This is a genomic window from Sphingorhabdus sp. (assembly GCF_040079335.1).
In the GTDB taxonomy this organism is placed as follows: domain Bacteria; phylum Pseudomonadota; class Alphaproteobacteria; order Sphingomonadales; family Sphingomonadaceae; genus Sphingorhabdus_B.
Map to the genome: position 1 here is coordinate 16,832 of NZ_JBEBKL010000001.1, position 25,490 is coordinate 42,321.

Annotated in this window: 24 protein-coding genes and 1 tRNA gene; 20 read left to right on the forward strand and 5 right to left on the reverse strand. The window is 57.8% G+C overall.

Translation table 11 applies throughout. The features are described 5' to 3' along the window. Positions 1 to 107: 107 nt before the first annotated feature. The 4 genes from ABL922_RS00080 to ABL922_RS00095 are packed head-to-tail and all read left to right on the forward strand — an operon-like array spanning position 108 to position 5,086. The gene (locus ABL922_RS00080; protein ID WP_349022287.1) at positions 108 to 1,682 is read left to right on the forward strand and encodes a peptide MFS transporter; all 1,575 of its coding nucleotides are present in this window, start codon (positions 108 to 110) and stop codon (positions 1,680 to 1,682) included. 2 nt (positions 1,683 to 1,684) lie between these two features. Next, entirely contained in the window at positions 1,685 to 3,088 is a 1,404-nt protein-coding gene (locus ABL922_RS00085) for an amidohydrolase (RefSeq protein ID WP_349022167.1), read from the forward strand. Further along, positions 3,085 to 4,377, forward strand: a complete 1,293-nt coding sequence (locus ABL922_RS00090; protein ID WP_349022168.1) for an amidohydrolase family protein — start codon at positions 3,085 to 3,087, stop codon at positions 4,375 to 4,377. The genes ABL922_RS00085 and ABL922_RS00090 overlap by 4 nt, the downstream gene beginning before the upstream one ends. Before the next feature lie 25 nt (positions 4,378 to 4,402). Continuing rightward, positions 4,403 to 5,086 carry an NnrU family protein gene (locus ABL922_RS00095; protein WP_349022169.1) on the forward strand — a complete coding sequence of 228 codons (684 nt, stop codon included), beginning with the start codon at positions 4,403 to 4,405 and terminating at the stop codon, positions 5,084 to 5,086. Here ABL922_RS00095 and ABL922_RS00100 read toward each other — a convergent pair. Next, a complete protein-coding gene (locus ABL922_RS00100; RefSeq protein WP_349022170.1) occupies positions 5,081 to 6,076 on the reverse strand; it encodes an aldo/keto reductase in 996 nt (331 codons plus the stop codon). The two genes, ABL922_RS00095 and ABL922_RS00100, sit on opposite strands and share 6 nt — an antisense overlap. After that, positions 6,073 to 7,308: a cation:dicarboxylase symporter family transporter gene (locus ABL922_RS00105; RefSeq protein WP_349022171.1), complete on the reverse strand. Its 1,236-nt coding sequence runs from the start codon at positions 7,306 to 7,308 to the stop codon at positions 6,073 to 6,075. Before ABL922_RS00105 ends, ABL922_RS00100 begins: the two co-directional genes overlap by 4 nt. 153 nt (positions 7,309 to 7,461) lie before the next feature. Between ABL922_RS00105 and glmM the strand changes: the two genes are divergently transcribed. The 7 genes from glmM to ABL922_RS00140 all read left to right on the forward strand — a co-directional run bounded on the left by glmM (position 7,462) and on the right by ABL922_RS00140 (position 13,759). Continuing rightward, positions 7,462 to 8,802, forward strand: a complete 1,341-nt coding sequence (glmM, locus tag ABL922_RS00110; RefSeq protein ID WP_349022172.1) for a phosphoglucosamine mutase — start codon at positions 7,462 to 7,464, stop codon at positions 8,800 to 8,802. Then, positions 8,802 to 9,026 carry a DUF1272 domain-containing protein gene (locus ABL922_RS00115; RefSeq protein ID WP_349022173.1) on the forward strand — a complete coding sequence of 75 codons (225 nt, stop codon included), beginning with the start codon at positions 8,802 to 8,804 and terminating at the stop codon, positions 9,024 to 9,026. The genes glmM and ABL922_RS00115 overlap by 1 nt, the downstream gene beginning before the upstream one ends. Beyond that, positions 9,023 to 10,156, forward strand: coding sequence for a bifunctional hydroxymethylpyrimidine kinase/phosphomethylpyrimidine kinase (thiD, locus tag ABL922_RS00120; protein ID WP_349022174.1), 1,134 nt, complete (start codon positions 9,023 to 9,025; stop codon positions 10,154 to 10,156). The genes ABL922_RS00115 and thiD overlap by 4 nt, the downstream gene beginning before the upstream one ends. 100 nt (positions 10,157 to 10,256) lie before the next feature. Then, the gene (locus tag ABL922_RS00125; protein ID WP_349022175.1) at positions 10,257 to 10,811 is read left to right on the forward strand and encodes a ribonuclease HII; all 555 of its coding nucleotides are present in this window, start codon (positions 10,257 to 10,259) and stop codon (positions 10,809 to 10,811) included. A 231-nt stretch (positions 10,812 to 11,042) separates the two neighbouring features. Next, entirely contained in the window at positions 11,043 to 12,185 is a 1,143-nt protein-coding gene (locus ABL922_RS00130) for a site-specific DNA-methyltransferase (RefSeq protein ID WP_349022176.1), read from the forward strand. Further along, positions 12,182 to 13,276, forward strand: a complete 1,095-nt coding sequence (gene folP, locus ABL922_RS00135) for a dihydropteroate synthase (RefSeq protein WP_349022177.1) — start codon at positions 12,182 to 12,184, stop codon at positions 13,274 to 13,276. The genes ABL922_RS00130 and folP overlap by 4 nt, the downstream gene beginning before the upstream one ends. A gap of 66 nt (positions 13,277 to 13,342) precedes the next feature. Then, positions 13,343 to 13,759, forward strand: coding sequence for a DUF2177 family protein (locus tag ABL922_RS00140; RefSeq protein WP_349022178.1), 417 nt, complete (start codon positions 13,343 to 13,345; stop codon positions 13,757 to 13,759). On the opposite strand, the gene ABL922_RS00145 is transcribed toward ABL922_RS00140, so the two are convergent. Beyond that, on the reverse strand, positions 13,756 to 15,177 hold the full coding sequence (locus tag ABL922_RS00145; RefSeq protein ID WP_349022288.1) for a sigma-54 dependent transcriptional regulator: 1,422 nt from the start codon (positions 15,175 to 15,177) through the stop codon (positions 13,756 to 13,758). The genes ABL922_RS00140 and ABL922_RS00145 overlap by 4 nt on opposite strands. A 167-nt stretch (positions 15,178 to 15,344) precedes the next feature. On the opposite strand from ABL922_RS00145, the gene ABL922_RS00150 reads away from it, so the two are divergent. The 7 genes from ABL922_RS00150 to ABL922_RS00180 all read left to right on the forward strand — a co-directional run bounded on the left by ABL922_RS00150 (position 15,345) and on the right by ABL922_RS00180 (position 21,783). Then, complete coding sequence (locus ABL922_RS00150) at positions 15,345 to 15,467, forward strand: aa3-type cytochrome c oxidase subunit IV (RefSeq protein ID WP_349022179.1); 123 nt, start codon at positions 15,345 to 15,347, stop codon at positions 15,465 to 15,467. A gap of 1 nt (position 15,468) precedes the next feature. Next, complete coding sequence (locus ABL922_RS00155; protein ID WP_349022180.1) at positions 15,469 to 16,599, forward strand: NAD(P) transhydrogenase subunit alpha; 1,131 nt, start codon at positions 15,469 to 15,471, stop codon at positions 16,597 to 16,599. Between the two features lie 380 nt (positions 16,600 to 16,979). Next, positions 16,980 to 17,261: a proton-translocating transhydrogenase family protein gene (locus ABL922_RS00160; protein WP_349022181.1), complete on the forward strand. Its 282-nt coding sequence runs from the start codon at positions 16,980 to 16,982 to the stop codon at positions 17,259 to 17,261. A 3-nt stretch (positions 17,262 to 17,264) separates the two neighbouring features. Beyond that, positions 17,265 to 18,725 carry an NAD(P)(+) transhydrogenase (Re/Si-specific) subunit beta gene (locus tag ABL922_RS00165; RefSeq protein WP_349022182.1) on the forward strand — a complete coding sequence of 487 codons (1,461 nt, stop codon included), beginning with the start codon at positions 17,265 to 17,267 and terminating at the stop codon, positions 18,723 to 18,725. An 85-nt stretch (positions 18,726 to 18,810) separates the two neighbouring features. Further along, positions 18,811 to 19,509 (forward strand): amino acid racemase, encoded by a 699-nt coding sequence (locus ABL922_RS00170; protein WP_349022183.1) that lies wholly within the window; start codon positions 18,811 to 18,813, stop codon positions 19,507 to 19,509. A 43-nt stretch (positions 19,510 to 19,552) separates the two neighbouring features. Next, complete coding sequence (locus ABL922_RS00175) at positions 19,553 to 20,767, forward strand: parallel beta-helix domain-containing protein (RefSeq protein ID WP_349022184.1); 1,215 nt, start codon at positions 19,553 to 19,555, stop codon at positions 20,765 to 20,767. Next, the gene (locus tag ABL922_RS00180) at positions 20,767 to 21,783 is read left to right on the forward strand and encodes an SO2930 family diheme c-type cytochrome (protein ID WP_349022185.1); all 1,017 of its coding nucleotides are present in this window, start codon (positions 20,767 to 20,769) and stop codon (positions 21,781 to 21,783) included. Before ABL922_RS00175 ends, ABL922_RS00180 begins: the two co-directional genes overlap by 1 nt. A gap of 1 nt (position 21,784) precedes the next feature. Here the strand turns inward: ABL922_RS00180 and hspQ are convergent, their stop codons facing one another. Beyond that, positions 21,785 to 22,135, reverse strand: coding sequence for a heat shock protein HspQ (gene hspQ, locus ABL922_RS00185; RefSeq protein ID WP_349022186.1), 351 nt, complete (start codon positions 22,133 to 22,135; stop codon positions 21,785 to 21,787). Positions 22,136 to 22,267: 132 nt separating this feature from the next. Between hspQ and ABL922_RS00190 the strand changes: the two genes are divergently transcribed. Together ABL922_RS00190 and ABL922_RS00195 are read left to right on the forward strand one after the other, a co-directional pair. After that, positions 22,268 to 22,357, forward strand: a tRNA-Ser gene (locus tag ABL922_RS00190). An 81-nt stretch (positions 22,358 to 22,438) separates the two neighbouring features. Next, a complete protein-coding gene (locus ABL922_RS00195) occupies positions 22,439 to 23,938 on the forward strand; it encodes an acetyl-CoA acetyltransferase (protein ID WP_349022187.1) in 1,500 nt (499 codons plus the stop codon). Here the strand turns inward: ABL922_RS00195 and ABL922_RS00200 are convergent. After that, complete coding sequence (locus ABL922_RS00200) at positions 23,935 to 25,422, reverse strand: MFS transporter (RefSeq protein ID WP_349022188.1); 1,488 nt, start codon at positions 25,420 to 25,422, stop codon at positions 23,935 to 23,937. The genes ABL922_RS00195 and ABL922_RS00200 overlap by 4 nt on opposite strands. Positions 25,423 to 25,490 lie beyond the last annotated feature (68 nt).

Genomic DNA, 25,490 nt, shown 5'->3' on the forward strand with positions numbered 1-25,490 from the left:
CAACAAAATTCTTCACAGGCGCAATTTTTCCGTTAGGTTGCCCGGCCAATGCCCCGGGGAGGGGCGAAGCAAACAAAAATTGGGAAGGTGGGTTTCGCGTGAACGGAATGAAACCGATGGGCCTCTGGGCCGAAGGCGACTGGATTGCAGCAATTACCGTCGTCGTCTTGGGAATTTTTCTCGCGTTAGGCGCGAAAATTGTCATCCAGAAAGAACCGGAATTTGCAGGGCATCCCAAGGGGCTCTACATGCTCTTTTTCGCCGAAATGTGGGAGCGTTTCTCCTATTACGGCATGCGTGCGCTGCTGATTTTCTATCTGACCAAGCATTGGTTGTTCAGCGACGGCAAGGCCAATTTGATCTACGGCGCCTATACCAGTCTGGTTTACATCACCCCGGTTCTTGGTGGCTATCTGGCCGACCGATATCTGGGGCAGCGCAAGGCGGTGCTGTTCGGCGGGCTCCTGCTTGCTGCCGGTCACAGCCTGATGGCGGTTGAGGGCGTTGGTGGACAGAGCGACCCTACAATCAACGTGTTCTGGGCCGCATTGGCTTTCATCATTGTCGGCTCGGGCTTCCTGAAAGCCAATATCTCGGTGATGGTCGGGCAATTGTATAAGCTGACCGATATCCGCCGCGACGGTGCCTACACGGTGTTCTACATGGGCATTAATGTCGGTGCTGCCATCGGTACGATACTTGTCGGTTATCTGGGTGAAACCATCGGCTGGGGCTGGGGCTTTGGCCTTGCCGGTATCGGTATGCTTGCCGGCCTGGTCGTGTTTGTGCTCGGCAAAAAAGCACTCAACGGTGCCGGTGAAGCGCCCGCGCCGCTTACAAAATCGAAGGAGTGGACGCTTTACGGAATTGGTCTGGCATCGGTCGCGGTGATCTGGGCATTGGTGCAATATCAGGATGTGATTCAAGGCCTGCTGGTCGTCTCCGGCGTGTCGCTTCTGGGCTATGTGCTGTATGAAAGCTTCAAGCTCGAAAAAGAACCGCGCGAACGCATGTTTGCCATCCTGTTCCTGATTTCATTGAACCCACTTTTCTGGGGCCTATTTGAGCAGGCAGGCGGTTCGATGAACCTGTTTACCGACCGCTTTGTGGATCGTGGCGGTGTTCCCGCGGCGATCTTCCAGTCGATCAACCCGATCATCATCATGCTTTGTGCGCCGATTTTTGCAGGTCTTTGGGTATGGCTCGGCAAGCGTGGAAGCGAGCCTTCAGCGCCCGCCAAGTTCGGTTTGGCATTGTTGCAAATGGGCCTTGCCAATCTGGTGCTCGTCTGGGGTGCAGAAGCCTTTGGCGTAGCGGCGATGACCCCCGTCATTCTCGTCTTCGCCTATTATCTGCTCGCTACAACCGCGGAGCTTTGTCTCTCACCGGTTGGTCTGTCGGCGATGAACCGGCTTGCGCCGAAGTTCCTCGCCTCGCTGATCATGGGTGCTTGGTTCTATATGACGGCGGTTGGCAATTTCGTCGCCGGCAAGATCGGCGAAGCCACGGGCGGCCATGATGGCCAGATGACCAAGCAGGGTTTGCTCGACGTCTATGAACTGTTCGGCTGGATATCGATCGGCGTTGCCGTTGTCGTTTTGTTGCTGTCGCCCATCGTGAAACGCTGGATGCATCTCGATACGCTGAAGGATGAAGAACCCGCAGCGGAAAAGGCTGCTTGAGGATGAGGGAAGGGTTCCGCTGGTCGATCCTCGCCGCTCCGCTCGCCCTGATTGCCTGTTCGAACACCACCGAAGCGCCCAAAAGCGCTTCGGCGGCGGCACCTGCGGAAAAACCGGCGAAGATCAACAAAGACCCATACCCGTCGACTTATAAGCCCTATCCGGGGATGGCGACCGCGATCCGCAACGTCACCATTTTTGATGGCGAAGGCGGGCGGATCGACAATGGCGTTGTGTTCTTCGCGGGCGACAAGATTCAGTCAGTCGGCGGGCCCGATACGCCGATACCGGCGAACATCGCGGTGTTCGATGGCGCGGGCAAATTTGTGACGCCCGGGATCATCGACATCCACTCGCATCTGGGCGACTATCCGACGCCTTCGGTTGCCGCGCATGAGGATGGCAATGAAGCTACGTCTCCCACGACGCCTGAAGTCTGGGCAGAGCATAGCGTCTGGCCGCAGGATCCGGGTTTCAGCCGCGCGCTGGCCAATGGCGGCGTGACGTCGCTGCAAATTCTCCCCGGCTCTGCAAACCTGATGGGCGGGCGGTCGGTTGTGCTGAAGAATGTCTATGCGCGCACCGTACAAGGGATGAAGTTTCCCGGTGCGCCTTATGGCATGAAGATGGCGTGCGGCGAAAATCCGAAGCGGGTTTATGGCGCCAAAGGGCGCATGCCTTCCACCCGTATGGGCAATCTGGCTGTGAACCGCCAGACATGGATCAAGGCGCAGGAATATAGGAAGAAGCGGGACTCGGGTAAGGAATATACCCGCGATCTTGGCATGGAAACGCTCGCTGGCGTGCTTGACGGTGACATCAAGATCCAGAACCACTGCTACCGCGCCGACGAAATGGCCATCGTCCTCGATATGGCGAAGGAATTTGGATATAAAGTTTCCACATTCCACCATGCGGTGGAGGCTTATAAAATTGGCGATCTGCTCAAGGAAAACGATGTTTGCTCGGCCGTCTGGGCTGATTGGTGGGGCTTCAAGATGGAGGCCTATGACGCCATTCCGGAAAATGCAGGCATCCTGCAAAATGCGGGCGCATGCGTGATTATCCATTCAGACGATGAAAACCAGATCCAGCGGTTAAACCAGGAGGCCGCGAAGGCGCTTTCCAACGGACGCCGGATGGGTTTCCAGATTTCGGATGCCGAGGCGATCCGGTGGCTCACCTATAACCCTGCCAAGGCAATGGGCATCGAGAAGATGACCGGCAGTCTGAAGCCGGGCAAAATGGCCGACGTCGTGCTGTGGAACGGCAACCCGCTCTCGGTCTATTCGCGTCCCGACAAGGTTTGGGTCGATGGCGCGCTGCTGTTTGATGCAAGCGATGCAAAGCGCCGTCCGGTGAGCGATTTCGAGCTTGGCCAACCGGGTGAAGGAGATGTGAAATGAAGCATTTTCTTTTTATCACCGCTGCGGCCATTACGTTCGCATCTCCTGCTACGGCAGAAACCATTGCCATTACCGGCGGCAAGCTGGTGATCGGTGACGGCAGCGCCCCGATTGAGGGCGGCACGGTCGTCGTTCGCGACGGGACTGTCGTGGCCGCTGGGGCTGGCGTCTCCATTCCCGCGGGCGCACGCACCGTCGATGCCAGCGGCAAATGGGTGACACCGGGCGTGTTCGCCGGGTTCAGCCGCTTAGGACTAGCAGAGGTTGATGCTGTCGATGGCACCAATGACAAAAGCGGCGGCAAAAGCGGATTTTCTGCCGCCATTGAGGTGGCACCGGCCATCGATCCCTTCCGTTCGCCGATAGCTGTCAACCGCAGTGCCGGGGTGACCCGTGCCGTGGTGGCTCCCGAAACCGCAGGTAACATCTTTGCCGGGCAGGGGGCTGTGATGGATCTGGGGGCGGATAGCGATGCACTGACCAAGGCCCGCGCGTTCCAGTTCGTTGAACTCGGCGAAAATGGTGCGGCATCGGCGGGAGGCAGCCGTTCTTCGGCGCACCTGCTGTTCCGCGCCATGTTCCGCGAGGCCCAAGACTTTACAACCGGACGCGATGCCTTTGACGACGGTTTGCTGCGGGCGGAAGATGCCAAGGTGTTGCAATTGGTATTGCGCGGTGAACAGCGTTTGCTGGTGCGCGTTGAGGCTGCGAACGACATCTTACGCGTGCTTGAGCTCAAACGCGATTATCCGGCGATCAAGATGGTGCTGGTCGGCGTTAGCGAAGGCTGGCGCGTGGCCGACCGCATATCTGCATCGGGCGTTCCGGTGATTGCTTCCGCGCTCAACGATCTGCCTGCGACCTTCGAACTACTGGGGGCAACCCAGTCGAACATCGGTCGTATGAAGGATGCGGGCGTCAAGGTTTCGATCGGGATGATCGACGACCGGGATTCGCACCAGCTCCGCTACACCACGCAATACGCCGGGAATCTGGTCAGCCTGCAGAAAGTGCCGCGCGCCACCGGCTTGAGTTGGGATGAAGCCTTTGCGGCGATAAGTTCAGGCCCTGCCGAAGCGATGGGAATGGGTGACAAACTCGGTAGCCTGAAGGCTGGCCGCGTTGGCGATGTCGTTGTTTGGGATGGCGATCCGCTGGAGCTGTCCAGCGCGCCGGTTTCGGTGTATATCGACGGCATCGAACAGCCGCTGGGCAACCGGCAAGACCGGCTGCGTGACCGTTACCGTACACCGCAGGAAGGCGCATTGCCCAAAGCCTATGAACATTGACGCCTGACGGCGGGAGGAGGGACCTATGGATAGTTTGGCACCGTTGTTGACGGCTTGCGTCTTTTTCGTAGGCAGCCACTTCCTGATGTCCCACCCGCTGCGGAGACCATTGGTCGGGCGATTGGGTGAGAAGGGCTTTTTGGGGCTCTATTCGCTAGTGTCGCTTGTCGGCTTTGGCTGGATGATGTGGGAATTTTCGCGTGCGCCCGCGGGTGAGATATATTGGGCACCGACCAATATGATCTGGATCGTCGCGAGCATTTTGACCTTGCTTGCAGCTATCCTGTTTTCTGGCTCATTCCGCGGCAATCCGGCACTTCCCGATCCCGATGGCGACGGCATCCGCACATTGGCGGCGAAGGTTCCAACTGGCGTGTTTCGCGTCACCCGGCATCCGATGATGTGGGGCTTTGCGCTTTGGGGCCTGTCACACATGCTGGTTGCACCGCGGATGGACAGTTTCCTGTTCAACGGCAGCCTCGTCTTCCTCGCGCTTGCCGGATCCTATGGGCAGGATCGCAAAAAGGAGGCAACGATGGGCGACGCCTGGACCAAATGGGAACGACAAACGAGTTTTCTTCCGCGCCTGTCGCAATTGGGCAAGATCGAGCCGCGCACTATACTGGTTGGAGTAGTTTTCTGGTTCGCCGCGACATGGGCGCACAATCTGGCTGGCAGTTATGGTGCGGGTATCTACCGCTGGTTATAGCCTAACCATCCGCATCCCGGCTTCTCCATAGCGCGGGCCTGCGGTGCCGCCGCGCGGGGCAGCAGCCTCCAGCTTGGCCAGATCGTCGGTATCCAATGTGACATCAGCCGCCTTGGCGCTGTCTTCCATCGTCATGCGACGCTTAAAGCCCGGGATCGGAACAATATCGTCGCCTTGAGCGAGCAGCCAAGCCAGCGCGACCTGCGCGTTCGAAGCGCCATGTTTGGCTGCAACCTCGCCGACGATATCGACGACCTTGAGGTTCGCTGCGAAATTATCCCCTTGATAGCGCGGATCGTTTCGGCGCCAGTCATTTTCGGGCAGGTCGTCAAGGCTGCGGATCGAGCCTGTCAGGAAACCGCGGCCGAGCGGTGAATAGGGCACAAATCCGATGCCCAGTTCGCGGCAGGTGGGCAGAATGCCTTCTTCAATGTCGCGCTCCCACAGCGAATATTCGCTCTGCAAGGCGCTAATCGGGGCGACGGCGGCGGCGCGGCGCAGGGTGGCTGGCCCAGCTTCGGACAAGCCGATATGCTTGATCTTTCCCTCTTTGACGAGGTCGGCCATCGCGCCGACGGTTTCCTCGATCGGCACATTGGGGTCGACACGGTGCTGATAGAACAGGTCGATGCAGTCGATTCCCAGCCGCTGTAAGCAGCCTTCGACCGATTGTTTCGCATTGGCGGGCGAGCCATCGACGCCGACAATCTGCTTGCCATCAAAACGGAAGCCGAATTTGGTCGCGATAACCAACCCGTCACGCTTGCCCTTGATCGCCTCGCCGACCAGCTCTTCATTCTGGAACGGACCGTAAATCTGGGCGGTGTCGAAAAAGGTGATGCCCAGATCAATTGCACGGTGAATCGTTTTGATCGCCTCGTCGGGATCGGCGGCCTCGCCATAGAGGATATTGCCGCCCTTGATCATCGGCATGCAGCCGACGCCAATGGCTGAAACTTTCAACCCATGGCCCAATTTGCGATATTTCATTTTGCCTCTCCTTTTTCGAGGTCGCCCTCAGCACGGGCGATCGTGCCGGTGACGGCGATATCCATGGTGACGTTGCCCAATGTCCGCATGATATCGGGGAAAGTCTCGATAGCAACCAATACGGCTAGCGGTTCGATGGGAATGCCCATCGCGATGCAGATTGGCGCGATCGCGGCGATAAAGCTGATCGATCCGGGCAGACTGACCGAGCCAAGCGTTGTAATCGACGCAACCGCGACACCGATAACGATCTGTTCGGGGCCAAGCTCGATACCCATCCAGTGCGCGACATAGATGGCAACAGCCAGGTTCATTGCAGGGCTGGTCGCACGGAAAATCGCGACCGCCATGGGCAGAACGATATCGGTGCTGCGCGCGCCGACGCCCAACTGCTTGGCACCCTGCACCATAGCGGGAAGCGAGGCGAGCGAGCTTTGCGTCGAGATTGCGACAGACTGCGCAGGAATGGCGGCGCGGGCGAAGTCAAACAGGTTAAACCGCGCGCCGAACATAGCCACTGGATAGGCGGACAGCATGATGATCGTGCCAATGGCGGTCACGACCAGCACATAATGGACGAGCGCGCCGAAGGCTGCAGCACCCGCTGTCATCCCTAGCACCACACCCAGCGCGAAAACGCCGATGGGGGCGAGCGCAAGCACCCAACTGATCACGGTGACCATCGCTTCGGCCATCGCCTCGAAGAAACCGGCCAGCATCTGCTTCTTGCTTGGTTCAAGACGTGTGATCGCAAAGGCAAAGGCGATGGTGAAAATGATGAGCGGGAGCAGAGCGTCGCTTGCCGCCGCCTGGAACGGATTGGTGGGAACCACGGCTTTCAGGAATTCGCTGAACGGCGGTGGTGCAGCGGCGGGCTCAACAGCGCCCATGGCCTGTCGCAATGCGAGGGCTGCATCGGGATCAAGCGGGAAAAGGGCCAGTAGCGTCGGCGTGACGATGGCGGCCATGATCGTGACCAGCACAAGAATCGATATCATCGTCACGACCGAGCGCATCGCGGTGCGCCCTGCGCTGGCGGCATTTGCGGTCTGAACTATCCCGGTGATCAGCAGGGCGACAACCAAGGGGATGACTGTCATCCGTAAGCCGTTGAGCCAGATGGTGCCAACCACATCGGCAATGTCGTGGAATAGCGGTGAGCGATCTCCCACCAGCATTCCGAGCAGCAAGCCGCCGACCAGTGCCGCCAAAATGATCCACGCCTTTTTCATGCTCGCTCCCGCATTCGAATATGCTTCTCTTATGCACTGCTTTTGGCTTGGGACAAGCGGCAAGACTTTACGGTGGATATCGAAATTCCGACTTGGACGAGACTGCTGTGCTGGCTAAGGCTGGGTGTAACAAAAGAAACAGGAGTCTGGCAGTTGGGCGGCAGGAAATATTTCGGCACCGATGGTATCAGGGGCCGCACCAACGCAGGTGCGATGACCGCCGAAATGGCGATGAAGGTCGGCCAGGCAGCGGGCGCGCATTTCCTGCGTGGCGACCACAAACACCGCGTCGTAATTGGTAAGGATACCCGGCTTTCAGGCTATATGGTCGAAAATGCGCTGGTCGCAGGCTTTACCAGCGTGGGCATGGATGTTGTCCAGTTCGGCCCTATCCCGACCCCGGCAGTCGCGTTGCTCACCCGTTCGATGCGCGCCGATCTCGGCGTGATGATTTCGGCGAGCCACAACCCTTATGAGGACAATGGCATCAAATTGTTCGGGCCCGATGGCTTCAAGCTTTCGGATCAGGACGAACATGCCATTGAGGCGCTGCTGGACCTGCCGCCCAAGCTCGCCAAATCGATGGACATCGGCCGCGCCCGTCGCGTCGAGGATGCGCGCGGGCGTTATATTCATGCGGTGAAAGCGACACTTCCAGAGCATATCCGTTTCGACGGCCTCCATGTCGTGCTCGATTGCGCACATGGTGCTGCTTATCAGGTGGCGCCAGCCGCCATCTGGGAATTGGGCGCGAAGGTGACCGCCATCGGCGTCAACCCCAATGGCAAGAATATCAATGATCGTGTTGGCTCGACTCATCCGTCGACTTTGCAGGAAACAGTGGTTGCGGCAGGGGCCGATATCGGCATTGCGCTGGATGGCGATGCGGACCGGCTGATCGTCGTCGATGAAAAGGGCCGTGTGGTCGATGGCGACCAGATCATGGCATTGCTGGGCACAGCGATGCGCCGCAGCGGTCTGTTGCGCGGGAACGGAATTGTTGCGACGGTGATGTCCAATCTGGGGCTTGAACGCTATCTGCTGAGCCAGAATCTCGAACTCGTCCGCGCCAAGGTGGGAGACCGCTATGTGCTGGAAGAAATGCGCGCGCGCGGGATGAATGTCGGTGGAGAACAATCGGGGCATATGATCCTTCTCGACCATGCCACAACCGGCGACGGAACCATCGCCGCGCTGCAGGTCCTCGCCGAACTGGTGGAAAGCGGAAAGAAAGCGAGCGAATTGCTGCACCTCTTTGATCCGGTTCCGCAGCTGCTCAAAAATGTGCGCTATTCGGGTGGCAAGCCGCTGGACAATGTCACCGTCCAGTCGGTGATCGCCGAGGTCGAAAAGGAACTGGAGGGATCCGGACGCCTCGTCATTCGCCCGTCGGGTACCGAGCCGCTGATCCGTGTGATGGCCGAAGGCGATGATGCCAAACAGGTGCGTGCTGTCGTTGACCGTATCTGTGCAGCTGTCGAGGAGGCCGCCTGATGCTCGAAATGCGCCCCGATTGCGAACGCTGCGGTGTCGACTTGCCGGCACAGTCGGGCGGCGCTTTCATCTGCTCGTTCGAATGCACCTTTTGCGCGGAATGTGCCGATGCAATGGACGAGCGCTGCCCCAATTGTGGCGGCGAATTGCTCGACCGCCCGACGCGCGCTGCAAAGCTGCTGGAGAAATATCCCGCTTCGACCGAGAGGAAATATAAGGGATGAGCACTGCACGCATTCTGATCATAGCTGGTTCCGACAGCGGCGGTGGGGCAGGCATCCAGGCCGACATCAAGACAGTCGCTATGCTAGGCGGACATGCGATGACCGCAGTGACGGCGATCACGGCGCAGAACACGCTGGGCGTTGATGCGGTGCATATTATCCCGACACAGATGGTGATCGACCAGATCGCAGCTGTAGTCAGTGACATAGGCGTCGATGCAGTCAAGATCGGGATGATTGGCAATGCGGAAACCGCGCATGCGGTGGCTAACAGCCTGTCCGAACTGACCTGCCCGATAGTATTCGATCCGGTGATGGTCGCGAGCAGCGGAGCAATCCTTGCCGATGATGAAACGATTTCCGCTTTCGAACGGCTGATGCGGCTTGCCACGTTGACGACACCCAATCTACCGGAACTGGAGGCATTAGGTGGACGTGAGGCCTTGCTCGAAAGGCATATTCCCCTGCTGATCAAGGGCGGACATGCCGATGGCGATCTCATTGTCGACCGCCTCGACCTCGCCGAGGGACAAAGCGTGGATTGGGCGGACGCGCGGATTGAAACGCGCAACACCCACGGTACCGGCTGTACGCTTGCTAGTGCCATCGCGACTGGATTGGGGCAGGGCTTCACGCTGGAGCAATCGATCGAACGCGCGCGCCTATTTGTGCGGCTTGCGCTGTACGATGCGCCAGGGCTCGGGCAGGGGCACGGGCCGATGGGGCATCAATATGTCCGCGAGGATGCAATGGTCGAAGGACCTTCGCTCAATCAGGTGACGGTCGGAAGTACAAATTATGCGGCCTCGGTCGATTTCTACAAGGCACTGGGCCTACAGCAGATCGTCGATAGCCCTTCGAACGGCTATGCCCGGTTTGAGGTGCCCAATGGTGTAACCTTCTCAATCCACGCCCGTGAGGATATCGGAACGTCGACTGTCGTCTATTTCGAAAGCAAGCGGCTCGATGCCTGGGTCAATGAATTGCTGAGCGAGGGTTTTGCTTTCGAACAAATGCCACAGGATGAAAGCTGGGGCTGGCGCGAGGCACGGTTGCTCGATCCGTCAGGTAATATCGTCTGCCTGTATAGCGCGGGTGAAAACCGCCGCTATCCTGCTTGGCGTATTTAGTCCCCCTCCCGCTTGCGGGAGGGGTTAGGGGAGGGCATGAAAATGGGTGCCTTCCTGACTGGCCCTCCCCCAGCCCCTCCCGCAAGCGGGAGGGGAGTATATGATTGTCGGTGTCGACGAAGCGGGCAGGGGGCCTTTGGCTGGTCCGGTAGTCGCTGCCGCCGTAGTCCTTTGCGATGGTGGCATAGAAGGTCTCGATGACAGCAAGAAGCTGAGTGCCAGAAGGCGCGAGCAACTGGAGGCGCAGATCAAGGCGAGCTGTCGCTGGGCTATTGGCGTCGCCGATGTCGTGGAAATCGACAGCATCAACATATTGCAGGCGACGATGCTGGCGATGACGCGCGCGGTCGATGCACTAGCTATTGAGCCGGTACAAGTGCTCGTCGATGGCAATCGCCTGCCCAAATGGCGCTTTGCCGCGCAAGCAGTGATTGGCGGCGATGCGATCCACCCCTGCATCTCGGCTGCCAGCATCATTGCCAAGGAACATCGCGACCGGTTGATGCGCAGTTATGACGCGATGCATCCCGGCTATGGTTGGGCGTCGAACAAGGGCTATGGCTCTGCCGGACATCTCGAAGCGCTGCGCCGGTTGGGGCCGACACCGCTCCATCGCCGGAGTTTTGCGCCGGTCGCGCAGCTCGAATCACTGTAACTGAATGTAAAAACTTTGGTGGTGAGTCTTTCAGGCAACACCACTAGGGGTTGAGTCCTGCTGGAATCGCAAGACTCCATATCTTGTGCCGGACTCCTTTCGTTCCGCCCATATTTGCGATTCCTCTAGGGATTCCAGCGAGTCGCGTTCATCGAAACTGCTTGACCTGCGAGTCCCGAAGACTCATCGCTGGCCCCTGATTTGCGCTGTTCAGGCGGGGAGCCTCGTTCAATGGGTGTTATGGAAAAGATTGCGGTCAAACCGAAAGCCGCAACCAAGGTCGCGAAAGTTGACAAGAAAAGTCTGCCGCTCGACAGCATATTGAAGATGGATTGCATTGAAGCGATGCGGTCGCTTCCCGATGCCTGCGTCGATATGGTCTTTGCCGATCCGCCCTATAATCTCCAGCTTGGCGGCGATCTTCAGCGACCCGATGGCAGCCAGGTCGATGCCGTCGACGATGATTGGGACAAGTTCGACAATTTCGCCGCCTATGATAAATTCACGCAGGAATGGCTGGCCGAGGCGCGGCGCATATTGAAACCAGATGGCACCTTGTGGGTCATCGGCAGCTACCACAACATTTTCCGCGTCGGCGCGACCTTGCAGGATCAGGGCTTCTGGATCCTAAACGACATCATCTGGCGCAAATCGAACCCGATGCCCAATTTCAAGGGCACGCGCTTCACCAATGCGCATGAAACGCTAATCTGGGCAGCGAAGAGCGACAAGGCGCGCTACACCTTCCATTATCGTTCGATGAAAACGCTCAACGATGAGTTGCAGATGCGTTCCGACTGGGTGATCCCGATCTGCGGTGGCAAGGAGCGGTTGAAGCTCAACGGCACCAAGGCGCACCCGACGCAAAAGCCCGAAGCCTTGCTCTATCGCATCCTGCTCGCCTGCACCAATCCGGGTGATGTGGTGCTTGACCCCTTTTTCGGCACCGGCACCACCGGTGCGGTTGCCAAGCGATTGCAGCGGCACTGGATCGGTTGCGAGCGCGACAGCACCTATTGCAAGGTAGCCGAGGAACGTATCGAAACGGCGTTACCGCTCGATGAAAGCTCGCTCGAAACAATGCAATCGCCCAAGTCGCAGCCGCGTGTTGCCTTCGGCCAGCTGGTCGAAAATGGCTATTTGCGGGCAGGCGCGCAACTGACTGACAAAAAGCGGCGCTTCGGGGCGATTGTCCGCGCTGATGGCTCGCTCGTGTGGAACAACAAATATGGCTCGATCCACAAGATCGGCGCGTTGGTGCAAAATGCACCTAGCTGCAATGGCTGGACATATTGGTATTACCAGACGCGCGAGGGCGAACTCAAAGTGATCGATGAGTTGCGGCAGACCTATCTGCTCGCCAATGAGCCGTGAGGCAGATTTACCTAAGGCCCTGCGCATTCATCGAAACGCCCATCGGTTTTGACGGGCAGGCCGCTCGGCTTGCCGGAACGATGGTCTATTTCTCTGCGGTTGAGGTGATCGAGACTGCGGGTGGCAAGCGGGCGTCGAAGGCGTTTGTGTCCGTAAAGGATTTGGACACGCATCTGTCTAGCCTACCCACTGAATTGGCCGTCAAGGCTAGGTCTCAGTTCGCAAACATCACGTCACCGCGTCCCGCCTTGAGAATGGGTACTCGGAATATCCTGCTCGATCAGCCTCGGGTTATGGGCATTCTCAATTGCACGCCCGATAGTTTTTCGGATGGCGGCAAGCTGGGTGATAATCCCGAGGCGCTGGCCCAAATAGGTGGCGATATGGCTGCGGCGGGCGCCGCGATCATCGACGTTGGCGGCGAATCTACCCGTCCCGGCGCGCCGCTGGTCTGGGAAGGCGATGAGATTAAGCGGGTACAACCCGTGGTCGAACGCTTGGCCAATGCGGGGCATGCCGTCTCGATCGATACCCGCAAGGCCGCTGTCATGGAAGCAGCGTTGCAGTCGGGCGCTATGATGATCAACGATATCTCGGCCCTATTGTTCGACGACCGCTCGCTTGAGGTTGCCAAGGTGAGCGACTGCCCGATTGTGCTGATGCACGCCCCCAGCCAGTCGAGCGATCCGCATAAGAGCGACGGATATCATGATGTGCTGTTTGATGTGTTTGATTGGCTGGAGGAGCGCGTCGAGGCACTGGTTGCAGCCGGGATTTCAAGAGAGCGGTTGCTGGTTGATCCGGGCATCGGTTTCGGAAAATCGCTGTCCGACAATTTGACGCTCGTGAACAATCTGTCGTTGTTCCACGGCATCGGCTGCCCGGTGCTGTTCGGCGCCAGTCGCAAGCGCATGATAGGTGCCCTGTCAAACGAAGCGCATGCCGATGCTCGACTGGGAGGATCGATTTTCCTTGCGATGAAGGCGGTGGAGCAGGGTGCACACATCGTCCGTGTTCATGATGTGCCGGAAACAGTGCAGGCAATTCATGTCTGGCGCGGTTTGCGCGATGCGGCTTTGACGGCAGGTTAAGCGGCGGGTTTCACCCGTATCGTTTGAACTGGCCCTGATGCTATCCTGCTTTCAGGAGATTGAAGCATGATCGCAAAATATATTGTCGCCTATATCGCAACGGGTGTTTCCTTCGCGCTGATCGACAGCGTCTGGTTGCGGACGATGTATGAGCGGCTCTACAAACCCGAAATTGGCGATTTGATGTATGAAGGCGGGTTTCGTCTCGGTCCGGCGGTGGCTTTCTATCTGCTCTATATCTTGGGCATGATGATTTTCGCCGTTGGGCCCGCGCTGCACAGCGGCAAGTGGCAGACCGCTCTCCTCTGGGGCGCGCTGCTCGGCTTCTTTTGCTATATGACCTATGATCTCACCAACTATGCGACGCTCAAGGTGTGGAGCACCAAGGTGACGGTGCTCGATATCATCTGGGGAACAATATTGACTGGTTCCGCGTCGCTTGGCGGGTGGTGGGTGACCACATTGATCTTCGGAAAGAACTAAGCGGCGCTGCTTTCGATGCCAAGGTCGGCAAGCTTGCGGTAGAGCGTCGAGCGGCCAATTCCCAAGCGCCGGGCCACCTCGGTCATGCGACCACGATAATGGCCGATGGCTAGGCGGATGACGTCTGCTTCGATTTCTTCGAGCGGACGCATATTGCCGTCCTGTTCGAACAGCGAAACCCCGGCACCTTCCTTATGGCTGGATACAGCCTCGGTTCGTCTGCCAACGGCTGTCGCAATTTGCGGAAACTCGTCGGGCGTCAGCGCATCGCGCTCGCACAATACGGCGGCGCGGAACAATGCGCTTTGCAATTGGCGGACATTGCCCGGCCAGTCATAGTTGCGCAGCAACTCCAGCGCTTCTTCGGTGATGCCGAGACTGCGCAGCCCGGGCTGGTTCGACATGCGACCGAGAAAGTGGCGCGCCAAAGCGGGGATATCGCCGATACGGTCACGAAGCGGCGGAATGTTTAGCTGCACCACGTTGATGCGGTAATAAAGATCTTCGCGGAGTGTGCCGCTAGCGACTTTGGCCATCAGATCATTGTTGCATGCGGTGATGACGCGGACATCAATCCGGTAACTGTGTGGCGAACCCAAAGGCTGGATTTCGCCTTCGGTCAGCAAGCGGACCAAACGAACCTGCGTTTCCGGCGGCAATTGATCGATCTCGTCAAGGAAAACAGTTCCGGTATCGGCTTGCTGCAATATGCCGACGCGGCGATCAAATGCGCCGGCAAAGGCGTCCTTTTCATGACCGAACAGCACTGAATCGAGCAAATTGGGCGCGAGCGCACCGCAGTTGATTTTCAGAAAAGGCAGTCGCGCGCGGGGCGAGGCCGCATGGATCGCGTCCGCGACAACCTCTTTGCCTACTCCACCCTCTCCTTCGATCAGGATCGGCGCCTTGCTGCGCGCCGCCTTTGCGGCAATGGCCAAAGCGGTGCGGAAAGCAGGTGCTGACCCGATAATCTCGTCAAATTCAAGCTGGTGACCGATCTTTTCGGTCAAGGGCTGCAGTTCGCCATAATCCTTGGCATGCTCCGCCGCGAGGCTGAGCGCGGCGATCAGCCGTTCTGCGGCGACCGGCTTGATAATATAGTCCGAAGCACCCGCACGCATCGCATCGATAGCGCTGTCGGTTGAACCGATTGCGGTCATCAGCAACACGGGCAAAGCGGGGCGGCGAGATTTGAGTTCGGCGATCAGCGAGGCGGCATCCGATCCCGGAACCCATTGATCCAGAAGGATGGCATCGAGCATCATGCCGTCTTGTGTGCCGAGCATGGCGATGGCGGTTTCAGCGTCGCGAGCGAATATCGTCCGCCAACCGGCACGACCGGCAATAGCCGACACCAGCCTGCACTGGGCAGGCTCGTCATCGACAAGCATCAGCAATCGTGTCTCTTTTTCCGCCATCGAAATCCCATCGGGCACTTGGTGAAGCAATGCGGTAACAAAGAGAGGTAAAGAGGCGATTAAGCATGCATCAAAATTTCTGCGGTCGAAATGCTTGAGCAAAAGCCATTATCTGGCTATTAGCCGGGCACGGCCTATGTTTGGGGCAAATAGCTAGGGAGGCTGAATTGGCTGGAAATCAGGACATGCGTGCAGCAAGCGAAACTTATTCAGGATTTCTCTCGCTGTTGAAATGGGGAACCATTGTATCTGTCGCGGTTGCCGCTTTCGTCGTGCTGATCATCGCATAACGTGACCAAAATCGCAGTTCTCAAAGAGTCCGCATCCGGCGAAACCCGGGTAGCGGCCTCTCCGGAGACGGTGAAGAAATTCATCGCGCTGGGTGCTAGCGTCGCAGTTGAAAAAGGGGCGGGCCTTGCTGCCTCGATTTCAGATGCAGACTATGAAGCTGTGGGTGCGACCGTCGGGGCTGCGAGCGCAGTCATCAAGGACGCCGCCATCGTTCTGGGTGTGCAGGGGCCCGATCCCAAGGCTCTGAAGGGTGTTGCCAAAGGTGCTTGGATTGTCGCTGGGCTCGATCCTTTCGGCCAGCGCAAGCGCGTGGACGACTATGCCGCTGCCGGAGTAGAGGCGCTGGCGATGGAATTCATGCCGCGTATTACCCGCGCGCAGTCGATGGACATCCTCTCTTCGCAGTCGAACCTGTCGGGTTATAAAGCCGTTATCGACAGCGCGGCAGCATATGGTCGCGCCTTTCCGATGATGATGACGGCGGCAGGCACGATCACCGCCGCCAAGGCATTCATCATGGGCGTCGGTGTCGCTGGCCTGCAGGCAATTGCCACCGCGCGCCGTCTGGGCGCTGTGGTTTCAGCAACTGACGTGCGCTCTGCGACCAAGGAGCAAATTGAAAGCTTGGGTGCCAAGCCGATTTTCGTTGAAAATGTTGCGGGTATCGAGGGCGAGGGAGCAGGCGGATACGCCACCGAAATGTCGCCCGAATATCAGAAGGCACAGGCCGAACTGGTATCGAGCCATATTGCTAAGCAAGACATCGTGATTACTACCGCGCTGATCCCGGGTCGCGCCGCGCCGCGCCTGATCACCGATATGCAGATTGCGAGCATGAAACCCGGCAGCGTGATTTTTGATCTGGCGGTGGCACAGGGCGGGAATGTTGAAGGCTCGAAGCCCGATGAAGTGGTCGTCAAGCATGGCGTGAAGATCATCGGCTATTCCAACACGCCAGCCCATCTGGCGGCGGATGCTTCGGCGCTGTTCGCGCGCAACCTGTTCAACTTCCTCTCCGCCTTTTGGGACAAGGAAGCTGGGCGACCGGTGTTGCCGGACGATGACGAAATCACCGCCGCCATCCGCCTAACCAAGGATGGAAAGGTGGTGAATGAGAGGCTGTTGGGGTGATGATGGCATTTGCCATATTGCTGGCAGCCTCTGCGCCCACAGAACTTCCGCCGCTCACGGGATCAGATGGACGTCCGACCTTGCTTGGGTACTACGATTCCGCGTATTGGGCGGCGTATCCGGGCTGTAAGAGTTTTGTATCCAAGCGGTCGCAACATAGATTCGAAAAGTTGATCGAGCGTTTGAATTCCAATCGGAACGCAATTGTTTTGCACTATGGCCCGGATGTTTCAGATCAGTATGAGGATGAGCACGCCGATACTACTCACGGCGTGCACTATACCAAATGCCCAAGCGTAAACGAAAAGTTCCTTCGAAATTTGAGGCGGACGATCGAGAGTCTTGAAAAACATATGCATCGAACAACTCTGGAGCGCTGAATGGACTTCATATCAATCCTATCGATCTTCGTATTGGCCTGTTTCGTTGGCTATTATGTTGTCTGGTCGGTCACACCTGCTTTGCACACGCCGCTGATGGCGGTGACCAATGCGATTTCTTCGGTGATTATTGTCGGCGCGCTGATTGCCGCTGCGGCGGCAGGCTCTACCAGTTCGAAATGGCTTGGACTGCTCGCTGTCGTTTTTGCGAGCATCAACATCTTTGGCGGCTTTGCCGTGACCGAGCGCATGCTCGCGATGTACAAAAAGAAGGACAAATAAGTCATGGAACATGCAGCCGTTCCCGCATGGGCCATGCTCGCTTATCTCGTTTCGGGGGTGTTTTTCATCCTCGCATTGCGCGGGCTTAGTTCGCCGGCGTCTTCGCGCAAAGGTAATCGCTTTGGCATGGCCGGAATGGCTATCGCGATGGCGACCACGCTTTACACGCATGTTCCGATGCTTTCGGGGGACGCGGCCAACAGCTATGTCGGCCCTGATTTTGCGACGCTCGGTCAGATTTTGGCCGCCATTGCTATCGGTGCAGTCATAGGTATCGTCACGGCGCGCAAGATCGCGATGACCGACATGCCGCAATTGGTGGCGGCTTTCCACTCGCTGGTCGGTATGGCCGCGGTGTTGGTGGCAGCAGCAGCTTTCCTGAACCCTGATGCCTTTGGTATTACCGGTGGCGATGGCGTGATCAACGGGGCCAGCCGTGTAGAAATGATTTTGGGTGTCGCCATTGGTGCGATCACCTTTTCAGGTTCGGTGATCGCGTTCTTGAAGTTGGCCGGTAAAATGTCGGGCGCACCGATTATGCTGCCCGGGCGGCACATCATTAATCTGGTGATACTACTCGCGATTGCCTTTTTCACCTTTGGGTTTTGGCATTCGCAATCGCCGGTCGATTTCTGGATCGTCGTTGGCTTGAGCTTCCTGATCGGCTTCCTGCTTATTATCCCGATCGGCGGGGCGGACATGCCCGTCGTCGTTTCGATGCTCAACAGCTATTCGGGCTGGGCCGCCGCGGCGATGGGTTTCACGCTGCACAACAGTGCGATGATCATCACCGGCGCTTTGGTCGGTTCTTCGGGTGCGATCCTTAGCTATATCATGTGCAAGGCGATGAACCGCAGCTTCATCAGCGTAATTCTGGGCGGATTTGGCACCGATGCCGGTGCAAGTTCGAGCGACGCGGCCAAGGTTGATCGCCCTTGGAAACGCGGCTCGGCCGAAGATGCCGCCTATATGATGCAGCAGGCAGAAAGCGTAATCATCGTCCCCGGCTATGGCATGGCGGTGGCGCAGGCCCAGCATGCGCTGCGCGAGATGGCGGATCTACTCAAGAAAGAGGGCGTCAGCGTCAAATATGCGATCCACCCCGTAGCAGGCCGTATGCCCGGCCATATGAATGTGCTTCTCGCCGAGGCCAATGTGCCTTATGACGAGGTCTTCGAATTGGAAGACATCAACAGCGAATTTGCGCAGACCGATGTAGCGTTCATCATTGGCGCGAATGATGTGGTGAACCCGGCGGCAAAGACTGACAAGGGCTCCCCGATTTACGGCATGCCCGTGTTTGATGTGGACAAGGCCAAGACCGTATTTTTCATCAAGCGCAGCATGGGCGGCGTGGGCTATGCAGGCGTCGATAACGACGTGTTCTACATGGACCAAACGATGATGCTGCTCGCCGATGCAAAGAAAATGGTCGACGACATTGTGAAGGCCTTGCAGCATTAGGCCAGAGCGCGCTATCCGCTGAATCAACACGTCGCCCCGGCCTGCAAATCCGGGGCGATATGATTCCATTTTAGGGAAATTCTATATGCGCAAAATCGGCCTGATCGGCGGCATGAGCTGGTATTCGACCGAATTTTATTATCGCCGGATCAACAAGCAGGTGCAGCGCCGTGCCAATGTAATGTGCAGCGCGCCGATGATCCTAGATAACCTCAATTTCTGCGATCTGGCCAAAGCAAACACTGATCAGGATTGGGATCGGGTAGCAGAAGTGTTGGTCGCGTCGGCCAAAAGGCTTGAGGCAGGCGGCGCAACTGCGATCCTGATCGGTGCAAACAGCATGCACAAGGTGCATGACCGGGTGTCGGCCGCAGTACAGGTTCCGGTGCTGCATATCGCCGATGCCGTCGGCCAGAAGATGAAGACGGACGGCGTGGAATCTGCCGCGCTTATCGGCACGCGCAACGTGATGGCCGAAAATTGGTACCGTCAGCGGCTCGTCAAGCATGGCGTGACTTTGCTGCCTTGGGAAGCTGACGATGTCGAAGAGCTCGACCGCATCATTTATGAAGAGCTGATGGCGGGGCAAGTGGTGCGCAATTCTGAACGCGCGCTCAAGACGATGATCACCGAAATCGACAAGGATGGTGCCGACGCGGTTGTGCTCGGCTGCACCGAATTGGGTATGATCGTCGACACCAAAGCCAATGTTTTGCCGATCTATGACAGTGCCGAAATCCATGCAGATGCCGGCGTTGACTGGATTTTCGGCGACGCGCCCTGATGAAGCCCTTGGCAAGTCCGCGCGGATATTGCAGACTTGTGAAATGAGGATGAGGGTCAAAGGCATACATGCCATCGCCGCTGCCAGTCTTGCAATTGCAGGCTCTACAGCTTTTGCCAAAACCATATCGGTAGCTGCGGGTGACGACGCCCAGTCGCGCTTGCAAGAGGCGTTGATAAGCGCCGCTCCGGGCGATGTCGTAGAACTTGGCAGTGGGCGGTTCAGACTGACCGACGGACTTTCGCTTGATGTCGCCAAGGTGACGGTCAAAGGGCAGGGAAGCGGCCAGACTATATTGGATTTCACTGGTCAATTGGGTGCGGGCGAAGGCTTGCTGGTGACGTCAGACGATGTCGTTCTTCGCGATTTCGCAGTTGAAAATAGCAAGGGCGATGGCATCAAATCCAAAGGCGCTGACCGTATTGTTTATTACCAGCTCCGCGTCGAATGGACCGGTGGGCCTAAGGAAACCAACGGCGCCTATGGCATCTATCCGGTCGAAAGCCAGGATGTGCTGGTAGATAGCGTGCTGGTGCGCGGAGCATCCGATGCGGGCATTTATGTCGGCCAGTCGCGCAACATCGTGGTGCGCAATTCGGTTGCGCTGGAAAATGTCGCAGGGATCGAGATCGAAAACAGCTACGACGCTGACGTCCATGACAATCTGGCGACGCGCAACACCGGCGGCATCCTTGTATTTGATCTGCCGAACCTGCTGCAAATGGGTGGCAAGAATGTGCGCATCTTTGAAAATGTCGTCGTGGATAATTCGACACCCAATTTCGCGCCCAAGGGCAATATCGTTGCCAATGTGCCGACAGGCACCGGCATCATGGTAATGGCGAACCGCAATGTGCATGTGTTCGACAATATGCTCGGCCAGAACGGCACGACCAACATCATGGTCGTCGGCTATCGCTATCCGCACGAAGACCCCAAATATGATCCGATCGCTAAAGGCGTAGCCATCTGGGGCAATCAGCATGACAAGGCAGGCTGGGATCCCAAATTCCCCGGCAGCCAACAGATCGCACAGGCGCTGGGTGGCAGCTTGCCGCCGATTTTCTGGGACGGTGCCGGTGGCAGCGAGGCGCAGCCGGTGATTGCCGATCCGGTCCCAGCGTTATCGCTTGGCCTCGCCGACTTGAAGGCGTCCCCCGAAAGCGCGCAACCGGTGATGCTACAGAACAGCAGCAATTTGCCGCAGGAAATGCCGCGCATCCGCTTGCCCGAATCGATGGAGGCAGTGGTCCGCTGATGCGCCTATTGCTCGCCGCGTTTGTGGGTCTCGCCCTGACGGTTTCAGTCAAGGGCAAGCCTGCGGAAATCAGCGATGCTGCGATTGCTTCGGCGGAAAACCCGGCCCTGCTATCCGCATTCGGATTTTTCGAAAGCGGCGCAAACCATCCTTCCCCCAAATTATTGCCTTACGAACTGCGCACGCCGCTGTTCAGCGATTATGCCGAGAAACAACGCTTCCTCTATTTGCCGAAGGGCCAAGTCTACACCGTTGCGCCGGACGGCAGGCTACAGTTCCCGGTCGGCAGCGCGCTGATCAAGAGCTTTGGGTATCACGACGCATCCGGCAAGCTCAACATCATCGAAACCCGTGTTTTGCTGCATAAGGCCCAGGGGTGGTTGGCCTTACCCTATGTCTGGAGAGCCGATGGAAGCGATGCCGAGTTGAAGCTTGGCGGAGCGCGCGAGCGGGTGGAGTTTGCCAAACCCGACGGAACGAAATTGTCTATCAGCTATGCGGTGCCCAACAAGAACCAGTGCAAGCAATGCCACTCTACCAAAACCAATGTGATGCCGGTCGGGCCGGTGTGGCACAACCTCTCCTTCGCCGATGCCAAAATGCGTCGTGCCTTTGAAAAGCGTGGAGATATCTCGAAAACCGTCCGATCTTTCGAAGCCAAATGGGACGATCCGAATTCAGGCGCACTCGAGGCTCGGGCGTTGGCCTATTTGCGGGTGAATTGCGGCCATTGCCATAAACCTACTGGGTCTGCTTCTAACTCGGGCCTGTTTTACGACGATCACGAACGCAATTCGGCAGCGCTTGGCATTGGCAAGCGTCCGGTGGCCGCGGGAAGGGGGTCGGGCAATTTCGAGTTTGTCATCGAACCAGGGCGTCCTGAACGGTCCATACTGATCTACCGGATGAAGAGTACCGAGCCCGGTATTGCGATGCCCGAACTCGGTCGTGCGACCGCGCATGATGAGGGGGTTGCCCTGCTGGAAGCGTGGATAAAGTCTATCCCCGCCAGCTAACCTATTGGCGCATCAATGCCGCCAGCTTGTATTTGCCGTTCGTCCAAGGCTCGAAATAGCCTTCGATGGCAGGATGGTTGACCGGTCCGTTTTCTGCATCAGGCAAAAGATTCTGCTGGCTGACATAGGCGACATAGCTGCTGTCGGCATTTTCGGCGAACAGGTGGTAAAAGGGCTGATCCTTGTTGGGGCGAACCGATTCCGGGATGGCATCATACCATTCGTCGCTATTGGCAAAGACCGGATCGATATCGAACACAACGCCACGGAAATCGAATATCCGATGGCGCACGACATCGCCGATTGAAAAGCGGGCTTCGGCGATAGGGGGCATTTCTGGATTCGCACTCATGCTGCCAATATCGGTGCGCAATTGAATTCTTGCAACCTTGCGCTTGGCAAAGCCGCAATCATTCGCTAATGGCCGCGCTCTGTCGCACGGGCGCGCCCTTTTTGGGCATCGACCAAAGCCCGAAAGACGTGCGGACAGATGCCGGAGTGGTCGAACGGGGCGGTCTCGAAAACCGTTGTGCCAGTAATGGTACCCAGGGTTCGAATCCCTGTCTGTCCGCCATTTTTTCCACGAGACTGATAAATTTAATCGTGTGATTAATTTACTGTTGCGCGGGTTGTGCGAATTTGGTCAACTGCCTGCATGACTGACAGCGAACGCATTCCCGTAATCATCGGCGTAGGCCAGATCAACGACCGTCCAGAAGACCCTGACAATGGCCTCGACCCGCTGGGCTTGATGGTGGAGGCGATGAAACGCGCGGAGACAGATAGCGGGGTTTCGCTGCTCTCACAGCTCGACAGCGTGGCGGTTGTCGACCAGATCAGTTTTCGTCATCTCAACCCACTAGACCGCAAATTGGCCGATGCTTTGGGTGCCAGCCCGTCGGTCTGCTATCAATCCGAAGCCCCGCATGGCGACACCCCCATTCGCCTGCTCAACGAAGCGGCCAACCGCATAGGGGCGGGGGAGATCAAGTTAGCGGCAGTCGGAGGTGCCGAGGCGCTGCGCACGATTGCAGGTCGCCTAGCTAAACATGCCACGCCGCAACCCGATGTGTTTGAAGGCGTACGCAAGGAAGCCAAGCGTGAGCCGGGATATGCGCAGCAGCACGGGCTGAACGCACCGGTGGATGTTTATCCACTATACGAAAATGCCGGGCGCGCGTCCTATGGCCAAACGCTGACAGAGGCGCAGCAGGAAAGCGGCGAAATCTGGTCGCGCTTCAGCCAGATCGCCGCAGGTAACGAGGGCGCTTGGATCCGCAAGCCGACTTCGCCCAACGACATCATTACCTCCAACGAGAAAAATCGTCCACTGGCCTTTCCTTATAACAAGCTGATGGTGGCGAATTCGTCGGTCAATCAGGGGGCGGGTTTCATTGTCGCCAGCCTTGCCGAGGCCCGCCGACTGAGAGTGGCAGAAGACAAGCTGATCTATGTCGGCATGGGGGCGGCGGCGAAGGAGGCTTACAGTTTCTTGCAGCGCGATCGCTATGACCGCTCGGTCAGTATGGAAACCTCGATCCGTCGTACGCTTGACCTTAACAAGATGAGTGGTGCGGATTTCGATTTTGTCGAGCTTTACAGCTGTTTTCCCTGCGTGCCCAAAATGGCACGGCGGATTTTGGGTTGGCCTGTCGAAAAACCCGCCACAGTGTTCGGCGGGCTGACTTTCGGTGGCGGGCCGATTGCCAATTATATGAGTCATGCAGTTGTCTCGATGGTCGACAAGCTGCGCCATGAAGGCACCAATGGTTTCCTGTTCGCCAATGGCGGCTTTGCCACGGATAATCATTGTATCGTGCTGTCCAACAAGCCCGTGGCTGCAGCGCACTTCCCGCAAAATTTTGACTATCAGGCAGAGGCCGACGCAGGGCGTGAGACGGTCCCCGAACTCGACAAGGATTATGTTGGCATTGGAACGGTCGAAACTTACACCGTCTTTTATGGCCGCGATGGCAGCCCCAAGGGAGGGGTCGTTGTCGCACGCACACCCGCGGGCGAGCGCACGCTGGCGCATGTCAACATAACCGACGATGCAATGGTCGCATTTCTGACAGACGGTCAGGCGGAGCCGGTCGGCACTTCTGGTGCGGTTGTTGCTGATGCCGGTGGACGCCGCATCTGGGCCCGCGCTTAAGCGGGCTCCTTCACCCTTAGCGTGGCCAGCGCCGCCAGCGCCATCACAGTTGCAGCAACGGCCATTGTCCAGATCGGCTCGGTCGGGAAAAACGCCTTCAGGATCGTCCCCATGACTGTCGCCACCAGCAATTGCGGCACAACGATGAAGATGTTGAAAAGCCCCATATAGATGCCGAGCTTGCCTTGAGGCAGGCTGGAGGCGAGGATGGCATAGGGCATGGCGAGGATCGACGCCCAGGCTATGCCGATGCCGATTTCGGCCAGTAGCAGCATTTGCGGATCGCGGATGAAGAGGAAAGCTGCGAAACCTGCCGAACCGGCAAGTAGGCAGACCATATGCGTTTTCACCTTGCCGACACGTTCAGCCAATTTGGGCAACAGGAACAGCGCTGCGAGCGCGGCGACGCCATTATAGACTGCGAACAGGATACCCACCCAGTTACCGCCCTCATTATAGGCAGCAGACGCGGGGTCACTCGAGCCAAAGGCATATTGGGCAACGACGGGGGTGGTGTAGATCCACATGATGAACAGCGCCGACCAGCTAAAGAACTGGGCAAGTGCCAGCTTCTTCATGATCTCCGGCATTCCCGAAAAATCGCCGACAATATGGCTCAGCATATTATTGTCGCGCCCACTTTTGGCGAGCTGGATAGCGATCAGGCTGGCCAGGCCATAGCCCGCCATCAACGCGCCCAGCAGATAGACTTCTTTTTCGAGGCCCGTCGCCGACACCAGCAAGGTGATGCCAGCGCCCGCCGCGATCCAGACAAAGGCAGAAACAGGCGAGCGGGCAGCCAGCGCACGAATGGTCGAGCCATCGCCCTCCACGCCCTCTTGCCCGAACGCGCGCAGTTGGTCAGGGCTAAATTCCTGCGTGCTGAACACTGTCCACAGCACCGACAGCAAATAGATCAGCCCGCCAAACCAGAAGCTGTATTTGACCGTATCGGGAATGCCACCACCGACAACTTCATTGGCAACGCCCAGATGATCGAGAAACCACGGAAAAATCGACCCCACAACGGCGCCCGCACCAATGAATGCCGTTTGCAACGAATAGCCCGAGGTGTGTTGATCCTTGCGCAGCATATCGCCGACAAAGGCGCGGAAGGGCTCCATCGATATATTGATAGAAGCGTCGAGTATCCAGAGCATGATCGCGGCGAACCAAAGGGCAGGGGCCAGCGGCATAACAAACAGCGCCAATGACGCCATGATCGCGCCTGCCAGAAAATAAGGCCGCCGCCGACCCAGCTTACCCAGCCATGTGCGGTCACTCATATGGCCGATAATGGGTTGGACAAGCAGGCCGGTCAACGGCGCCGCGATCCACAATGCGGTCAGATTGTCGAGGCTTTCACCCAGCGACTGGAAGATGCGCGACATGTTCGCATTTTGCAAAGCGAAGCCGATCTGAATGCCAAAAAAGCCGAACGAGATGTTCCACAGGCCCCAAAAGCCCTGACGTGGCTTTTCCATAATCCTCTCCCCATTATCTTTTGCCGCAAGTTGGCAGCGAATAGGCGGCGCGGCAATGGCACGGGCAG

Excerpts from the sequence above, each read along its gene's own strand:
- ABL922_RS00080 (WP_349022287.1), top strand. The coding sequence starts at position 108 with ATGAAACCGATGGGCCTCTGGGCCGAAGGCGACTGGATTGCAGCAATT.
- ABL922_RS00085 (WP_349022167.1), top strand. The coding sequence starts at position 1,685 with ATGAGGGAAGGGTTCCGCTGGTCGATCCTCGCCGCTCCGCTCGCCCTG.
- ABL922_RS00090 (WP_349022168.1), top strand. The coding sequence starts at position 3,085 with ATGAAGCATTTTCTTTTTATCACCGCTGCGGCCATTACGTTCGCATCT.
- ABL922_RS00095 (WP_349022169.1), top strand. The coding sequence starts at position 4,403 with ATGGATAGTTTGGCACCGTTGTTGACGGCTTGCGTCTTTTTCGTAGGC.
- ABL922_RS00100 (WP_349022170.1), bottom strand. The coding sequence starts at position 6,076 with ATGAAATATCGCAAATTGGGCCATGGGTTGAAAGTTTCAGCCATTGGC.
- ABL922_RS00105 (WP_349022171.1), bottom strand. The coding sequence starts at position 7,308 with ATGAAAAAGGCGTGGATCATTTTGGCGGCACTGGTCGGCGGCTTGCTG.
- ABL922_RS00115 (WP_349022173.1), top strand. The coding sequence starts at position 8,802 with ATGCTCGAAATGCGCCCCGATTGCGAACGCTGCGGTGTCGACTTGCCG.
- thiD (WP_349022174.1), top strand. The coding sequence starts at position 9,023 with ATGAGCACTGCACGCATTCTGATCATAGCTGGTTCCGACAGCGGCGGT.
- ABL922_RS00125 (WP_349022175.1), top strand. The coding sequence starts at position 10,257 with ATGATTGTCGGTGTCGACGAAGCGGGCAGGGGGCCTTTGGCTGGTCCG.
- ABL922_RS00130 (WP_349022176.1), top strand. The coding sequence starts at position 11,043 with ATGGGTGTTATGGAAAAGATTGCGGTCAAACCGAAAGCCGCAACCAAG.
- ABL922_RS00140 (WP_349022178.1), top strand. The coding sequence starts at position 13,343 with ATGATCGCAAAATATATTGTCGCCTATATCGCAACGGGTGTTTCCTTC.
- ABL922_RS00145 (WP_349022288.1), bottom strand. The coding sequence starts at position 15,177 with ATGGCGGAAAAAGAGACACGATTGCTGATGCTTGTCGATGACGAGCCT.
- ABL922_RS00160 (WP_349022181.1), top strand. The coding sequence starts at position 16,980 with ATGGACTTCATATCAATCCTATCGATCTTCGTATTGGCCTGTTTCGTT.
- ABL922_RS00165 (WP_349022182.1), top strand. The coding sequence starts at position 17,265 with ATGGAACATGCAGCCGTTCCCGCATGGGCCATGCTCGCTTATCTCGTT.
- ABL922_RS00170 (WP_349022183.1), top strand. The coding sequence starts at position 18,811 with ATGCGCAAAATCGGCCTGATCGGCGGCATGAGCTGGTATTCGACCGAA.
- ABL922_RS00175 (WP_349022184.1), top strand. The coding sequence starts at position 19,553 with ATGAGGATGAGGGTCAAAGGCATACATGCCATCGCCGCTGCCAGTCTT.
- ABL922_RS00180 (WP_349022185.1), top strand. The coding sequence starts at position 20,767 with ATGCGCCTATTGCTCGCCGCGTTTGTGGGTCTCGCCCTGACGGTTTCA.
- hspQ (WP_349022186.1), bottom strand. The coding sequence starts at position 22,135 with ATGAGTGCGAATCCAGAAATGCCCCCTATCGCCGAAGCCCGCTTTTCA.
- ABL922_RS00195 (WP_349022187.1), top strand. The coding sequence starts at position 22,439 with ATGACTGACAGCGAACGCATTCCCGTAATCATCGGCGTAGGCCAGATC.
- ABL922_RS00200 (WP_349022188.1), bottom strand. The coding sequence starts at position 25,422 with ATGGAAAAGCCACGTCAGGGCTTTTGGGGCCTGTGGAACATCTCGTTC.